This window comes from Nocardioides guangzhouensis (genome assembly GCF_004519545.1).
Classification (GTDB): domain Bacteria; phylum Actinomycetota; class Actinomycetes; order Propionibacteriales; family Nocardioidaceae; genus Nocardioides; species Nocardioides guangzhouensis.
Genome location: NZ_SDKM01000007.1, coordinates 27,825 through 43,407 on the forward strand (window position 1 = coordinate 27,825; position 15,583 = coordinate 43,407).

The 15,583-nt window shown below is 73.5% G+C and carries 14 protein-coding genes; 9 read left to right on the forward strand and 5 right to left on the reverse strand.

The window, feature by feature from the left end; genetic code table 11:
- The first annotated feature begins 7 nt into the window (after positions 1-7).
- On the forward strand, positions 8-613 hold the full coding sequence (locus tag EKO23_RS06240; protein WP_134715256.1) for an RNA polymerase sigma factor: 606 nt from the start codon (positions 8-10) through the stop codon (positions 611-613).
- Positions 610-1,065: a hypothetical protein gene (locus EKO23_RS06245; RefSeq protein ID WP_134715260.1), complete on the forward strand. Its 456-nt coding sequence runs from the start codon at positions 610-612 to the stop codon at positions 1,063-1,065. The genes EKO23_RS06240 and EKO23_RS06245 overlap by 4 nt, the downstream gene beginning before the upstream one ends.
- A gap of 5 nt (positions 1,066-1,070) precedes the next feature.
- Here EKO23_RS06245 and EKO23_RS06250 read toward each other — a convergent pair whose 3' ends face one another.
- Positions 1,071-3,677, reverse strand: coding sequence for a CHAT domain-containing protein (locus EKO23_RS06250; protein ID WP_134715263.1), 2,607 nt, complete (start codon positions 3,675-3,677; stop codon positions 1,071-1,073).
- A 61-nt stretch (positions 3,678-3,738) separates the two neighbouring features.
- Between EKO23_RS06250 and EKO23_RS06255 the strand changes: the two genes are divergently transcribed.
- On the forward strand, positions 3,739-5,160 hold the full coding sequence (locus EKO23_RS06255; RefSeq protein ID WP_134715266.1) for a S8/S53 family peptidase: 1,422 nt from the start codon (positions 3,739-3,741) through the stop codon (positions 5,158-5,160).
- 10 nt (positions 5,161-5,170) lie between these two features.
- On the opposite strand, the gene EKO23_RS06260 is transcribed toward EKO23_RS06255, so the two are convergent.
- Entirely contained in the window at positions 5,171-5,656 is a 486-nt protein-coding gene (locus EKO23_RS06260) for a cupin domain-containing protein (protein WP_175582665.1), read from the reverse strand.
- Between the two features lie 256 nt (positions 5,657-5,912).
- Here EKO23_RS06260 and EKO23_RS06265 point away from each other — a divergent pair, with 256 nt between their 5' ends.
- Genes EKO23_RS06265 through EKO23_RS06280 form a run of 4 tightly spaced genes read left to right on the forward strand, consistent with a single transcriptional unit; the run spans position 5,913 to position 9,790 of the window.
- A complete protein-coding gene (locus EKO23_RS06265; RefSeq protein ID WP_134715268.1) occupies positions 5,913-6,305 on the forward strand; it encodes a YciI family protein in 393 nt (130 codons plus the stop codon).
- 7 nt (positions 6,306-6,312) lie between these two features.
- On the forward strand, positions 6,313-7,509 hold the full coding sequence (locus EKO23_RS06270) for an RNA polymerase sigma factor (protein WP_134715271.1): 1,197 nt from the start codon (positions 6,313-6,315) through the stop codon (positions 7,507-7,509).
- A gap of 29 nt (positions 7,510-7,538) precedes the next feature.
- Complete coding sequence (locus tag EKO23_RS06275; protein WP_134715274.1) at positions 7,539-8,405, forward strand: AAA family ATPase; 867 nt, start codon at positions 7,539-7,541, stop codon at positions 8,403-8,405.
- Between the two features lie 5 nt (positions 8,406-8,410).
- Entirely contained in the window at positions 8,411-9,790 is a 1,380-nt protein-coding gene (locus EKO23_RS06280) for a vWA domain-containing protein (RefSeq protein WP_134715277.1), read from the forward strand.
- 3 nt (positions 9,791-9,793) lie between these two features.
- Here EKO23_RS06280 and EKO23_RS06285 read toward each other — a convergent pair whose 3' ends face one another.
- From EKO23_RS06285 to EKO23_RS06295, 3 genes are read right to left on the reverse strand one after another with little or no spacing between them, the layout of a single operon-like run.
- On the reverse strand, positions 9,794-11,101 hold the full coding sequence (locus EKO23_RS06285) for a hypothetical protein (RefSeq protein WP_134715280.1): 1,308 nt from the start codon (positions 11,099-11,101) through the stop codon (positions 9,794-9,796).
- Positions 11,098-12,039 carry a hypothetical protein gene (locus EKO23_RS06290; RefSeq protein WP_134715283.1) on the reverse strand — a complete coding sequence of 314 codons (942 nt, stop codon included), beginning with the start codon at positions 12,037-12,039 and terminating at the stop codon, positions 11,098-11,100. Before EKO23_RS06290 ends, EKO23_RS06285 begins: the two co-directional genes overlap by 4 nt.
- Before the next feature lie 29 nt (positions 12,040-12,068).
- Positions 12,069-12,512, reverse strand: a complete 444-nt coding sequence (locus EKO23_RS06295; RefSeq protein WP_134715286.1) for a hypothetical protein — start codon at positions 12,510-12,512, stop codon at positions 12,069-12,071.
- Between the two features lie 136 nt (positions 12,513-12,648).
- On the opposite strand from EKO23_RS06295, the gene EKO23_RS06300 reads away from it, so the two are divergent.
- On the forward strand, positions 12,649-13,932 hold the full coding sequence (locus EKO23_RS06300) for a YncE family protein (RefSeq protein WP_134715289.1): 1,284 nt from the start codon (positions 12,649-12,651) through the stop codon (positions 13,930-13,932).
- Between the two features lie 114 nt (positions 13,933-14,046).
- Positions 14,047-15,567, forward strand: a complete 1,521-nt coding sequence (locus tag EKO23_RS06305; RefSeq protein ID WP_134715291.1) for a potassium/proton antiporter — start codon at positions 14,047-14,049, stop codon at positions 15,565-15,567.
- Positions 15,568-15,583: the final 16 nt, after the last annotated feature.

The following is a 15,583-nucleotide window of genomic DNA, read 5'->3' on the forward strand; positions in this document are numbered from 1 at the left end:
GGCAGGCATGGACGACGACCGAACGGACGTCACGCTGCTCGTGGCCGCCGCCGAGCAGGGGGACGAGGGCGCCTGGGGCGAGATCGTCGACCGGTACACCCCCCTCGTCGTGACCGTCGTACGCCGCTTCCGACTCTCCCCGGCCGAGCTTCAGGACGTCGCCCAGACGGTGTGGCTTCGGCTGGTCGAGCACCTCGGAGACCTCCGGGAGCCGCGAGCGCTGCCGAAGTGGCTGATCACGACCGCCGAGCGGGAGGCGCTCCGGGCCGCCACGGCGTCGAGCCGCATGCGGCCGCGCGACCCCCAGGACGAGGTCTGGGCGGCCCAGCTGGTCGTCGAGGACGACCAGGACGCCGACCTGGTCCGGTCCGAACGGCACGCCGCGCTGCTGGAGGGGTTCGCCCTTCTCAGCACCCGCCAGCGCGAGCTGCTGGCGCTGCTCTCCGAGGACCCACCGGTGCCGTACGCCGAGATCAGTCGGCGTACCGGCATCCCCGTGGGCGCCATCGGCCCGACCAGGGCGCGTGCCCTGGCTCGGCTGCGCACGGCGCCATCCGTCCAGCGGCTCCTCTCCACCGTGGAGGCCGCACCCAGTGAGAGGCGAGAACCATGACCGAACGATTCGAGGACGACGAGGTCCTCGCCCTCCATCTGGCAGAGGCACTGCGCGACGTACGACCCGAGCTCGACGAGGTCTCCCGCCGCGCCAAGGGAGCATTCACCTGGCGGACCATCGACGCGGACCTGCTGACCGCCCAGCTGATGTTCGACTCGACGCAGGAGGACGCCATGGCGGCGACCCGGAGCGCGGACAGCGGCCGGGTGATGGTCTTCTCCGTCGAGCTGAAGTCCGTGGAGATCGAAGTGCTGTCCGACCGGGTGGTCGGGCAGTTCCTGCCGCCGTCCGCAGGCGAGGTCGAGGTGGAGGGCGCCGACGGTGTCGTGGCGACGGTTCTCGCCGACGACCTCGGATTCTTCGTGGTGGAACCGGTCCCCACCGGCGTGGTCCGGTTGCGCTGCACGACCCCGACCACGCGATTGGTCACCGACTGGGTCCGCCTGTGAGCCGTTCAGCCTCCGAGCGCGATGAACGAGTCCGCGGCCGTGCGCGCCGCGGGGTCGTCCCGCACGGCAGCGCGGGCCTCGGAGAGGGCCTGCCCCAGCGGACGGTCCTCCAGGAGCCGGTGGAGCTCCAGCATGAAGGGGACGGTAGCCGGGTCGTCGACGGGTACGACGCTGGCGACGACACCGACGGACCCATAGGTCATCAGGGCCCTGACGACGCCCAGCAGCTCGTCCGCCCCCGACGGGGCTCCGACCGCGGAGTTGCAGCTCGACAGGACGACCCGGTGCGGGGCTCGCCCCAGCCGCTCCAGGTCGTAGACGGTCAGCGGACCGTCGTCCAGCTCAAGTGCCGACAGCAGCGGGCTGTCGGACCGGAAGGTGCCGTGCGCGGCGACATGGACCAGCGACGCGCCGTCCATGGCGGCGAGGACGCGTTCGCTCGTCGCCTCTCCGTCGGCGAGGACGACGGCGTCCGGGTACCGCTCGGCGAGATGCCGCACCTCGGCTGCGCCGGTGGACAGGCGGGGCCCGCCGACCAGGACGACCCGGCCGTCGTGCACGGTGGCGGCACGCTGGCCGCGCATCCAGGTGGCGGCGGACGGCGCGACGGTGACCGCCCGGTCGGCCAGTCGGGGCAGCAGCGCCCAGGGGACCGCGTGCAGCCGGCCGGTGGGGACCACGACGACCGACTGCGCGGTCAGCGCGTCGACCGCGGTCCCCAGCAACGCCTCCTGGAGGCGCTCGCCGATCGGCGCCAGGTCGAGGGGAGACCCGCCGGGCCGGGTGCCTTGGCGGCGCAGGGCGAAGAGCGTCTGCGCGAGCGCCCGCTCGACGGCCTCGACGCCGCCCACGTGGTGCATCGTCGCCGGCCGGTCGCCGGAGAGCACGACGGCGTACAGCTGCCCGTCGACGTCGGTGAGCACCACCAGCTCGGATTCGCCGAGCAGGGTGCGCAGCTGGGTGACCTGCAGCCGCTCGCTCGTGCCCGCGCCCGCGCCGGGGCGGTGCAGCGCGCGCCGTCGTACGGCGTCCTCGAGGCGGCGCTGCTCCCGCCGGAGCGTGGCCGCGCCGGCACCCGTCGGCTCGTCCTCCAGCCGCCGCGCGACCGTGCGCAACGCGGCCAGGTCGCGGGTGAGCTCGGGCTCGACCTCGGACCGCACCGGAGGGACGGTGAGCGCGGTTGCCCGCCACCGCTCGCTCCAGACGAGCAGCCGGTGGGCGTCCCCGGTGCGGACCGCGTGGGCCAGGGCAAGCCGCGCCAGGTCGTCGCCCTGGGCGGTGGCCTGGGCGCGCAGCTCGGTGGCGCCGAGGGTGCCGAGGTGCACGTCGATGAGGTCCAGCCCTCGCCGGCAGGCGGCGAGCATGTCGCCCGGACGTGCCTCGACGTCGGCCAGGACGGCCCGCGCGAGCCAGCCGGTCGAGCGCGCGCGCACGTCGCGGGGGCGGCGCGCCGCCGCGGCCCGCAGGTGGCGCACCCCGGTGACCCGCTGGCCGCCCGCGAGCGCGAGCCGGCCGCACAGCAGCCGCGCCTCGGGGACGCGCGACGGGTCCACCGACTCCAGGGTCGTCGCGAGCCGGGTGGCCGCGCGGAGCAGGGCGGGCGAGGCGCCGTCCGTCGCGAAGCGGCTGCCCAGCAGCACCAGCTCGGCCCGACCGGCCCACCAGCCACGCTGCTGGTGGCGGAACATCCGCACCGCCTCGGCGCTGCGCGCGACCGCGGTCTCCTGGTCGCCGGACGCCGACGCGGCCAGGGCGGCGGCGAAGAGCAGCTCCGCGCGGCGTACCGCGGAACCGTGCAGGTAGAGGCTGCGTGCCACCGCAGCGTCGGCGACCCGCAGTGCATCGCGGGCCAGCTCCGCGGCGAGCAGGACCTGGACGCGGGCGACATCGATCTCCGGCTCGAACACCCCCAGCTCGTCGACGACCTGCTGGGCGTCGTCCAGGAACGTGAGAGCCGCGGGGAGGTCGCCGCGGGCGAACGCGGTGGTGCCGCGGTCCTGCAACGCGGAGGCGTACTCCAGGCGCTGTCCCGCCGCCGCGAACAGCTGCTCGGACCGGGCGTAGTCGGCGTCCGCCCGGGCCACGGCGCCGAGCGCGAGGTGCGCCTTGGCGCGGTGGCCGAACGCGCGTCCCTCCCAGGGCAGGTCCCCCGAACCCTCGAGCAGGTCGACGGCTCGCTGAGCTGCCCGGAGCATGTCGGCGTTTCGGCCCACGAGCCAGAGGGCATGGGCGAGTCGGATCTGGATCCGCCCGTTCGCCGCTCCGGTAGCGACGTCGGCCGCACGCCGGATCTCGGCGAGCCCGCGCGGGTGTCCAGCCATCACCAGCGCGACGCCGTACGCCGCCCGCACATCCGCCTCGCGCTCGTCGTCACGAGCCCGGCGGGCGCATCGGATCGCCGCACGGAACTCCAAGAGCGCCTCGTCCATGTCCCCGAAGTCGCGCAGGACGACGCCCGCCGCCTGGTGGGCGATCGCCGCGGCTGCCGGGTCGCCTCCGTCGGCGAGGAGCGAACGCGCCGCCGCGAGCGCTTCATGCGGCCGGGAGAGCGCGAGGGCCAGCAACCCGCCGACCTCCGGGGGGGCTGAGGGGCTCGGGGCAGGGTCCGCCACAGATTTGATCGTAGGGAGAACCGCCGTCGGGCGTCGACGGCACGACAGGGGAGGTTGAGCAATGACCGAGGTGGGCAGAGAGAGCAACGTCGAGCGTGTGCAGATCGAGAACATCCTCCGGGCCGCCCCGAACGTCCGGGCACATCCCCCCGACTGGAAAACCCGGCCCGAGGGCGTGGACTATCTCTATCGCATCGACCAGGTCATCGCGCGGACCCCGGACCTCGGCGCCGTGCAGCGGGAGTTGACCACGCGGAAGATCCGGAACTCCGCCGAGGACGGCGAGTTCCTGACCGGCCTGACTCGGGTGCACATCACGGTGCCCGCCAAGGAGGGCGAAGGTGGCGAAGGCCGCCTTCGCCGCGGCCTTCGCCGCCTCACTGGCCGCCCAAAGAAGGTGTGGTCACTGGCCGAGCAGATCCAAAGTGTGCGTGGCAATTTGGGCACCGCAGCCGTGAGCCTGGATCACGTGTTCTATGTCTGCAAGGTGCACTCCTGCGCGGCCATCGAACCGGAGCTGACCGATGGTTCGACGGACCCCGTGCCCGCCACGCAGACCTTCGCCTCGCAGGGCGAGGTCGTCGTGCGCATCCTGGACACCGGGCTGGTCCACACCACAACTGCCGCACTGACGTGGATGTCGCGAGTCACCGGTGACCCCGACACGTTGGTACACAAGCTCCCGAACCAGCCCGGCCAGTTCGAGATCACCCAGGACGGCGGCCACGGCACGTTCACGGCCGGGTGCGTCGGCGTCGCCGCACCGGATGCCGCGGTCTACGTGGTGAACGCGGCGAAGCTGCTCCGACCGGAACAGGAGACGGGCGAGCCGGAGCCGGAGACGGACGAGCTCGGCGCGGTGTGCGACATCGACCTTGCTCTTCTCATGCGCGACGAGATCGAGAACTCAGGAGTCCAGGTGATGGTGGTCAACTTCGCCGGCACGACGCAGGACAACGTTCCCCCACCGTCCCTGGCCCAGCTCTCCGCGGTGATCAAGGACCGCGATCTGGTGATCCTGGCGCCGGTCGGAAACGACGGCGACGCGCGGGTGACCTGGCCGAGCAAGTTCGACTGGGTTAAGTCGGTCGGCGGGCTCACCGATGGCGCCCCGCTCGAGCGCGCCAGCGACCAAACGCGCTACCAGCCTGGGGGGCCGCTCACGCGTGCACACTGGAGCAATTACGGCAAGGTCGACGTCTGGGCGCCGGGCGACCTGCTGATGAACGGCTACGCGACGGGCAGCTACCAGCCCACCTGGAACGCTCCCCCCACCCCACCTGCCCGCAAGTTCAACGGGATGGCCGTGTGGAGCGGCACCTCGTTCGCCACCCCGCTGGTGGCCGGCATGATCGCCGCCAGGGTGTCGGCGACCCCGGGTCTGAGCGTTCGCGATGCTTGGGGCCAGTTGCTGAAGCTGGCCGAGGGGCAACTCGTGCCGTATGCCGGGCCATCGCTGCTGCCGAGCCAGGCGCTCGACTGAGCGGAGGACTTCACCCGAACGTCAGACCGTACCTCTCGACGATCGGCCAGGTCGCGGCCAGGTCGGCGTCGCAGCCGTACGGCGCCACGACCGGCCCGAGGTCGACGTCCTCCGGCGCGGTGTCGACGGCCCGGAACATCTCCTCCAGCCCGCCCGGCGAGATCAGCTCCAGCAGCCGGGCGGGCCGGTCGGCCGCGTTCCAGAACGTGTGCCACTGCCCGCGCGGCTTGAGGACCAGGTCGCCCGGCTCGGCCACGACCTCGTCCTCCCCGAGCTGTGCCCAGATCCGGCCCTCGAGCACGAAGCTGAACTCGTCCTCCATCGTGTGCCGGTGCATCGGTGCCGCGATCGACCGCGGCGCCAGCAGGTGCTCGACCACCGCGAACCGCCCGCCCCAGTCCTGGCCGTCCAGCAGGAACCGGTCGCGGCACCCCGCGTCCGCGCCGAGGACCTCGCCCTCCCCGGCCCGGACCACCTGCGCGTGCCGCTCAGCCATGGCCCCCAGTGTCCGGCGACCTCCGCTCCCGCACCACCCCAGGACGTCATCCGCTCCGGCTGCCCGGGCAGCTGCTCCGGCGACCAGCTCGTATGACGTCACGGACAATGTCGTCCGTTCTGGCTGCTCCAGCTGCCCGGACGACCGTTTCGTACGACGTCCCGCGGTGGGACTCGATGTCGAAAGCGGGGGAGCGGCTCCGACGTCCCTGGTGCAGGATCGCAACGGGGCGCCTGCGCCGACGAAAGGGAGAGCCATGAAGTACGTCATCCTCATCCACTCCAACCCCGACCCGTGGGGGCACCCGACCCAGCGGTTCACCGCCGAGGGCCGGGAGCTGCCGGACGCCGAGCACGAGCGGATGGACCAGGCGTTCGAGGCGCTGATGAACGAGATCGTCGCGTCGGGGGAGTTCGTGACCGCGGAGGCGCTGGGCGACCCGGCCGCGTCGACGGTCTTCGGGTGGACGCCGGAGAAGCACGTGGTGACGGACGGCCCGTACGCCGAGGCGAAGGAGCAGCTCGCCGGGTTCTTCATCATCGACGTCGCCACCCGCGAGCGGGCCGTCGAGATCGCCGACCACTTCACCCAGCCCGGTGGCACCGTCGAGCTGCGACCCGTGATGTGGCCCGGCGGCGACGACCAGTGACCCGCCCGTGACCACCGCGCGTCTCGAGGACGTGTGGCGCTCAGAGGCGCCGCACGTCCTCGCGGCGCTGGTCCGCAGGTACGGCGACTTCGACGCCGCCGAGGACGCCGTCCAGGAGGCGCTGGTCGACGCGGCCCGGCAGTGGCCGGTCGAGGGCACGCCCGCCAACCCGCGCGGCTGGCTGGTCACCGTCGCGGGCCGGCGGCTGGTGGACCGGTGGCGCGCCGACGGAGCACGTACGGCGCGCGAGGAGGCCGACGCCCGGCGTACCACCGAGGCCGACGTCGGCTGCCACGACGACTCCCTCACCCTGCTGCTGTGCTGCCACCCGGCGCTGAGCCGCGCGTCCCAGGTCGCGCTCACCCTGCGCGCGGTCGGCGGCCTGACCACGGCCCAGGTCGCGCACGGCTTCCTGGTGCCGGAGTCGACGATGGCGCAGCGGATCAGCCGCGCGAAGGCGACCCTGCGCGAGGTCGACGCGCCGTTCGCGCTGCCCGCGGCCGACGAGCTCCCCGAGCGCACCGCCGCGGTCGCACAGGTGCTCTACCTCGTGTTCACCGAGGGGCACACCGCGACCACCGGCACCGGCCTCACCGACACCCGGCTGGCCGAGGAGGCGATCCGGCTGACCCGCGAGCTGCACCGGCATCTGCCCGCGATGAGCGAGGTCAGCGGGCTGCTGGCGCTGATGCTGCTCACCGACTCCCGGCGCGCGGCGCGGCTCGACGCCGACGGAACCCTGGTGCCCCTGGCCGAGCAGGACCGCAGCCGCTGGGACCGCGACCTGATCGTCGAGGGGATCCGCCTGGTCGAGGAGGCGCTGCCGGTCGGGCGGGTCGGTCCCTACCAGCTCCAGGCCGCCATCGCCGCTGTCCATGCCGAGGCCGCCGCCGCCGACACCGACTGGCCGCAGGTCGTGGAGCTCTACCGCATGCTCGCCGATCTCACGCCCGGCCCCATGGTCACCCTCAACCACGCGGTGGCGGTCGCCGAGGTCGACGGACCGGACGCCGCGCTCGCGATGCTGGAGCCACTCCGAGGCGACCGCCGGCTCCGGCACCACCACCGGCTGCACGCCGTACGCGCCCACCTGCTCGACCGCGCCGGCCGCCCGGTCGAGGCCCGCCATGAGTACGCCGAAGCCGCACGTCTCGCGACCAGCATCCCCGAGCAGCGCTACCTCAACGCGAAGGCCACCGGATGAGGGGACCGGCCCGCCCGTAGGCTGGCCCGGTGACCTGGTTCCAGTCCCCGGACGACGCGACGACCAGCCTCGGCGGCACCGGCTACCTCGCCGACCGGCCGACATCGATCACCTCCTACCTCGCCGGGGCGCTCGGCAAGCCGCTGCTGGTCGAGGGTCCCGCGGGGGTCGGCAAGACCCAGCTGGCCAAGGCGGTCGCGCAGGCGACCGGTGCCGCGCTGGTCCGGCTGCAGTGCTACGAGGGCCTCGACGAGGCGCGTGCGCTCTACGAGTGGAACTACAAGAAGCAGCTGCTGCGCATCCAGGCCGCCGGCGGTGACGACTCCTGGCGGGAGACGCACGACGACATCTTCACCGAGGAGTTCCTGCTCACCCGGCCCCTGCTCGCCGCGATCCGGCAGGACGAGCCGACGGTGCTGCTGATCGACGAGGTCGACAAGACCGACGTCGAGGTGGAGGGCCTCCTGCTCGAGGTGCTCTCCGACTTCCAGGTGACGATCCCCGAGCTGGGCACCGTCGCCGCCGTACGCCGACCCTTCGTGGTGCTCACCTCCAACGCCACCCGGGAGCTCTCCGAGGCGCTGAAGCGGCGCTGCCTCTACCTCCATCTCGACTACCCCGAGCCCGATCGCGAGCGCGAGATCCTGCTCTCCCAGGTGCCCGGGCTCGACGACGCGCTGGCCCGCCAGGTGGTCGACACCGTCGCCCGGCTGCGCGACCTGGAGCTCAAGAAGGCCCCGTCGATCGCGGAGTCCGTCGACTGGGCGCGGACCCTGATCGCGCTGGAGACCCGCGAGCTGGACGCGAAGGCGATCGCCGACACCCTCGGCGTGGTGCTCAAGCACGCCTCCGACCACGACCGCGCGGTGCGCGAGCTGCGGCTGGCCCGGGGCTGAGCACGATGAGCGTCACCGGAGGCCTGGTCGACCGGCACGTCGCGCTGGTCGAGGCGCTCCGGCGTGCCGGCGTCCCGGTCTCGCTCGCGGAGGACGTCGATGCTGCGACCGCGGTGACCGCCGTCGGGCTGCACGACCGTGACGCCCTCCGCGCGACGTACGCCGCCACGCTGGTCAAGCGGGCCGCCCACCGGCCCAGCTTCGACGCGCTCTTCGACCTCTTCTTCCCGGCCCTGGTCGGCGACGGCCGCACCGCGCGCACGGAGGGGGAGGAACCCGAGGGCCCGCAGGACACCGGACCGGCGCTCACCGCGTTCCGCGAGGACCTCGGGGAGGCGCTCGCCGCGGGCGACGAGGCCCGGGTGCAGGACCTCGCGATCCAGGCGGTCACCCGGTTCGGCGCGATGCCCGGTCGGGCGCCGGGCCTGTCGTCATGGAGCGCCTACCAGACCCTCAAACGGGTCGAGCCGGACCGACTGGTGGCGCAGATCGCGGACGCCCTGCACGCCGACGGTCTCGACGAGGACGGTGCCCGGCGTACCGCCACCGGCCGCGCCGCCCGCTTCACCGGGCTCGTCGAGGCCGACGCCCGCCGCCGGATCGCGGAGGCGAAGGGGCCCGAGCACGTCGCCGACACCACACTCCGACCCACCATCGACAAGATCGACTTCACCAGCGCCCGCCGCGCCGACCTCGAGCAGATGCGGCGCGAGATCTACCCGCTCGCGCGGCGGCTGGCGACCCGGCTCAGCCAGGAGCACCACGCGCGCCGGCGCGGTCCGCTCGACTTCCGGCGTACCGTTCGCGCCTCGATCTCGACCGGCGGCGTCCCGATCACCACCCACCACCGGCCGAAGCGGCCGCACCGCACCGAGCTCGTGGTCCTCTGCGACGTCAGCGGCTCGGTGGCGAGCTTCGCGCAGTTCACGCTGCTGCTGGTCTACGCGCTGCGCGACCAGTTCACCAAGGTCCGCGCGTTCACGTTCGTCGACGAGGTCCACGAGGTCACCCACCACTTCCGGCCGGGGGCCGACGTCGCCGACGTGATGACGGCGCTGGCGGCCAGCGCGAGCAAGGCGGCGCTGTGGGGGCGCACGGACTACGGCCGCGCGTTCACCCGGTTCGACGAGCAGTATGCCGACGCGCTGGGCCCGAGGTCGAGCCTGCTGGTGCTCGGCGACGCGCGCTCCAACTACAGCGACCTCGCCCTCGACACGTTCCGTGGCATGGTCGACCGGTCGCGGCACGCCTGGTGGCTCAACCCCGAGCACGCGCGCAGCTGGAACATCGGCGACTCGGCGGCCCGCGCCTACGCGGAGGTCGTGGACATGGTCGAGTGCCGCAACCTCACCCAGCTGGGCGAGTTCGTCCACGACATCGTGTGACGTTCAGGCCGAGAGGTAGCCCAGCTCCTGGATCCGCCGGATCGCCGCCCGCAGCTCCGGGTGGTCGGCGGCGTCGACGGCGCGGCCGCCTGCGACGTACGCCGCCGCGCCGCGCCCGTCGCCCCCGTCGAAGACCACGGTCAGCCGGTTCGGGACGCCTGCGTTGATCAGCGACCCGAGCAGCGCCACCGGGTCGGTGCGGTCCTCGAGCGCCAGCACGGTGGTGGGACCGGGGACCCGCGGCACCTGCGCCGACGGTGAGCCGGCGGTGATCACCTGGTCGATGGTGAACCGGTCGGACGCTGCCGAGGCCGCGATCTCCGCTGCGGTCATGCCGCCTCGTGCGTGGCCCACCAGCAGCACCCGTGCGCCGGGCTCGTCGCCGATGGCGGTCTCCAGCGCGGCCACCACCGACGCCGCGCGGGCCCGGTTGTCGCCACCCACGAGCCGCAGGCCCTCGGAGCGGGTCGCGGGGCTCGGCAGGTAGCCGATGAACCGGCCCTCGCCGAGCCGCTGCACGAGCAGCTCGCCCTCGACCTGGCTGAGCGAGGTCATCAGGTCCTCCAGCGTGCGCGGTGCCGTCCCCTCCGCGGTGGCTGCCACCGGCCCGCTCGGCTCGTCGACCACGAACCCGGCCGCGACGTCGCGCAGCGCTGCGGAGAAGTCCACGGCGAGCTCGGGGGCGAGCTCGGGGGCGCCGACGGCGCGCAGCCCGCCCCGGGTCGCGGCCGCCGCGGACGAGCCGCCCAGGACCGCGGCGGTCAGCAGGGCCCGCATCTGCAGCGCGTCGAGGAGCCCGCCGCCGCCGCTGACGAAGTGATCCATCAGGTCGGGGTTCGCCTCGGCCAGCTCGTTGAGGTACGCCGCGAGCCCGTCGCGGTCGAGCGCCCCGGTCTCGATCAGCCCGGCCGAGACGATCGCGCCCCCCAGCGCCACCTCGGGCGCGAGGTAGCCGACCGCCCGGGCCGCGATCGACCCGAGCGTCCGGTACGCAGCTACCTGGAGGTCGTCGATCCAGCGGTAGGTGAGCACGGTGGCGCGCACGACCAGCGCGTCCGCGTCGAGCTCGACCGAGCGGACCATGAGCCCGTTCCTGCCGGTGGTCGCGGCGAGGATGTCGTCCTCCGCCCGCAGGTACGTCGCGCGGGCCAGGTCGGCGGAGTCCGCCACCGCCTCGTCGGCCAGCACCGCGGCGCCGAGCTGCGCCCGCTCGCGCATCTCGTCGCCGGCGGAGTCGTAGAGATCCGCCAGACGCATCATCTCCTCGTACTTGTCGTGCGCCACCTCAGGACGCTCGCTGGTCGTGCTCATGCCGTCACCTCCGCCAGGACCGGCCCCAGCACCGACGCGAGGTCGGCCGGCTCCACCCGGCGCACCTCGACCCGGTGGGCGTCCTGCTCCTGGTGCGGGCGCAGCACCCGCCAGCCGTCGGCGAGCAGCACCCAGGACAGGACGCCGACCGTGCTGCCCCCGGCCCCGACGTCGGCGACCAGCGCGCGCAGCCGGCCCTGGGTCTCGCCGACCAGGGCACCGACCACCGCGGACACCATGGCGTCGTCGAGCGGTGAGCCGGCGCCGTCCACGGTGGAACCGGTGTGGTGCGCGACCACGGTCGAGAGCAGGTCGGCACGGCCGCTGCGCAGCGCCTCCGCGCCCGCGTCGAGCAGCTCGTAGGGCAGGTCGACCACGTCGGGGACCGTGGAGTCGCCGAGCTCGACGTCCTCCGGGACCACCGCCATCCGGGCCAGCTCGGCGGCCCACTGGTCGGTGCCGAACCAGGCCAGCTCGAAGACGATCCCGTCGACCGTCGACAGCGAGGCCACGGCGCCCGCGCGCTGGCGGTGCCAAGCCCGGCCGCGGACCGTGTCGACGACGACGTCGAGGTCGAGCGCGAGCTCCGGAGTGGCCAGCAGGCCGAGCGCCCCGACCACTCCGGCGTCCGGGATCGCTCCGGCGTCCCCGGTCAGCAGGCCGCGGCGGGCCAGCGCCTCCGCCGGGTCGTGCAGGGTGTCGAGTGCCGCGGCGTACGCCTCGTCGTCGGCGGACTGCCGGCTCTGCCCGAGCCGGTCCTGCAGCGGGCCGGCGTCGGTGCGCTCGACCACGTCGAACGGGAGCGGCGCGCCGCCGGCGCGCTCAGAGAGCAGCCGGAGCTCGAGGAGGGTGAGCGCGAGCCGCCGGGGCAGGCCCTCGAGCGTGCCCGGGGGAGTCGGGGGCGGGTTGGCGGGGGTGGCCAGGTCTACGGTCGGCATGTCTCCAGTCCGGGGGTCGGGGGCGCGGGTCAGAGCCCGGGGAGGGTGACGCTCAGCCAGTCCTTGTGGCCGCGCGGGGGCGGCACGAACTGGTCGAGCTGTCGGTCGGTGTCGGTGGGCTCCCGGGTGACGCCGGCCGGGTCGTCGTGGCCGCGGAGCGTGGCGATCCGGGTCTTCGCGTCGGCCACCAGGGACGACGCCTTGCGCTCGCTGGCGGCGATGGCGTCCTTGAGCCGGTCGACCTCGGTGAGGTGGCGCTCGAGCGACTCGGCGGCGTTCTCGTGCTGGCCGGCGCAGTCGCGGAGGTGAACGGCCCGCTCGTGGATGCGGGTGCGCATGTCGGCCGCTGCGCGTCCCTGCCACTGGAGACGGTCGAGCTGGGCGACGAGCCGGTCGGCGAGGGCTCGGACGTCGGTGCCCTGCTCCCGGAGCTGCGCGGCCCGCTTCCGCATGGCGGCGGTGTCGCCGTACATGGGTCAACTCCTTCGCTCACGCCACGGTCCCCGTGCCCCTTCCCCGATGTCGGTGGCCCAAACCTCGGGTCCGTCAGGTAACCCCCCGGACGCCGGTTCGTTGGAACGCGTGACGCCCCACCCCGAGGAGAGGCCCATGACGCGCATCGCCCGGGTCGTGGCACCGGCCGTCGCGGCCGCCACGATCGCCGCCGTGACCGTGACCGGCGCGACCGTCGTCAGCCCGGCTCCGCCCGTCCCGTCGGCGGCCGCAGCCGAGGGGCAGACCCCGGCCGGCGACGTACGCCGCGTGGTCTACGTCGGCAACAACTGGGCCGGGACCGCCGACCTGCTGGCGCCGGGATCGTTCGAGCGGCTGGCGCGGGTCGACGTCGTCCCGGACCGGGACGAGCGGATGGCCGAGATCACCGCCAGCCCCGACAAGCTGGCCTACTTCCTGGCGATCCGGGAGGCGATCGGCGAGGGACACGACCAGCTGGTCGACGACCTGTACACCACCGACGACGGCCGGATGCTGATCGTCTCCCGGCCCAGCTTCGCCGACGTGGTCGCGATCAGCCTGCGCACGAAGAGGATCGTGTGGCGGTTCCCGGTCGAGGGCTACCGCTCCGACCACATGGCGATCTCGCCGGACGGCACCCGGGTCGCGGTGAGCGCGAGCACCGCGAAGGTCGTGCACGTGCTGCGCACCAGCGACGGCAAGGAGCTGGGCCGGTTCCCCAGCGGCGGGTCGCCGCACGAGAACGTCTACCTCGACGGCGGGCGCACCATCCTGCACGCCAGCATCGGGATGGTCTACAGCCCGCTGGACCAGCCGGAGATGGACTCCACGAAGGACGAGCGGGTCCTGCAATTCGTCGATGCGCGCAGCTTCGAGGTCAAGCGCCGGATCAACGTGCGGCGCGCGCTCGACGACGCCGGGCTGACCCGGGTGAGCCACGCCGTGCGCCCGCTGACACTGTCGCCGGACGAGAGGAAGATCTACCTCCAGGTGTCGTTCTTCCACGGGTTCCTCGAGATGGAGCGCAGCTCGGGCCGGATCACCCGGGTGAAGCGGCTGCCCAACCTCGTGCCGGACATGCCGCGCGAGCAGTACGTCCTCGACTCCGCGCACCACGGCATCGCGATGAACCCGGGCGGCACGAAGATCTGCGTCGCCGGCACCATGTCCGACTACGCGACCGTCGTCGACCGCGCGACCTTCCGCCGGGGCCCGCTGCTGAAGCGCGGGCTCAAGCCCTACTGGGTGACGCCGAGCGCGGACGGGAAGAGCTGCTACATCTCGTGGAGCGGGAGCGACAAGGTCTCCCGGATCTCCTACGCCACCGGCCGGGTCACCAGGAGCGTGCGGGTCGGCGACCACCCGCAGCGGATCCGCAACGGCTTCCTGCGGGTCGGCTGGCTACGTCACCTGCGCTGAGTCACCGGTCGAGCGGAAGGCGTCGTACGGCGTCCCGGTCCGTGTCTGGCGCCGCCGGTCGAGGGGCCGGCCACCGATAGACTCCAGTCCCGCCGCCGACGCGACTGAGGTGACATGAGCTTCGACGCCCATCAGCTGGACTCCGTCCTGCTGCTGGGGTCCGTCGTCACGCTGCTGGCCATCCTCGCGGTGCGGGTCTCGTCCCGCGCCGGCCTGCCCAGCCTGCTGATCTACCTGCTGATGGGCGTGCTGCTCGGCGAGAGCTTCTTCGGGATCGACTTCGACAACGCGGAGGTCGCGCACGCGCTCGGCTTCGCCGCGCTGGTGCTGATCCTCGCCGAAGGTGGTCTCACCACGAACTGGCGCGAGATCCGGCCGCACATGCGCATGGGGTGCTCGCTGGCGACCCTCGGCATCGCGGTCAGCGTCGCGCTGATGGCGCTGGGCGCGCACTTCGTGCTGGGCCTGCCGTGGGAGCTCGCGGTGCTGCTCGGAGCGGTCTGCTCGCCGACCGACGCGGCCGCGGTGTTCTCGGTGCTGCGCGTGGTGCCGCTGCCCCGCCGGATCACCGGCGCGCTCGAGGCGGAATCCGGGCTCAACGACGCGCCCACGGTGGTCCTGGTGACGCTGGTGTCGACTGGCGCGATCGACGACCACGGGATCGTCGCGATGCTGGGGATCATCGCCTTCGAGCTCGTCGCCGGCACGCTGATCGGCCTCGCGGTCGGGTTCGGCGGCGCTTGGGTCATGCGCCGCGCGGCACTCCCGTCGTCCGGCCTCTACCCCTTGGCGATCCTGTGCCTCACGGTCATCGCGTACGCCGCGGGTGCGGCCGTTCACGCCTCCGGCTTCGCCGCGGTGTACGTGGCCGCGCTGGTGCTCGGGAACACCGACCTGCCCCACCGTGCGGCCACGAAGTCGTTCTCCGAGGGGGTTGCCTGGCTGGCCCAGATCGGGCTGTTCGTGATGCTGGGCCTGCTGCTGTCCCCCGAGCGGATCACGCTGGCGAACGTCGGCACCGCGATCCTCGCCGGCCTGATCCTGACCGTGGTCGCGCGGCCGCTGTCGGTGCTGGCCAGCGCGGTGGTGATGCCGATGCCCTGGCGGGACCTCGCGTTCATCTCGTGGGCGGGGCTGCGCGGGGCGGTGCCGATCGTGCTGACCACGATCCCGCTGGCAGAGGGCGTCGACGGCAGCGAGCGCCTCTTCGACATCGTCTTCGTGATGGTCGTGATCTACACCCTGCTGACCGGCCCGACGCTGCCGGTGGTGGCGCGCTCGCTCAAGGTGGCCCGGCGCTCCGAGCCGCGCGACCTCGACGTCGAGGCGGCGCCCCTGGAGCGGATCGCGGCCGACCTGCTGCAGATCAAGGTCAGCCCGGTCTCCCGCCTGCACGGCGTCGAGGTGGGCGAGCTGCGGCTCCCGCCCGGGGCATCGGTGGCACTGGTCATCCGGGAGGGGGAGTCGCTGGTGCCGGAGCGGCGTACCGTCCTCCGCCGCGGCGACGAGATGCTCGTGGTCACGCCGCGCAAGCTCCGGCTGCTGACCGAGGAGCGGCTGCGGCAGGTGTCCCTCGGCGGCCGGCTCGCCCAGTGGCTGGGCTCCGACCGCGCGGAGCGGCCGGAGCACCCCTGAGCCGGGCGTGGCCGGG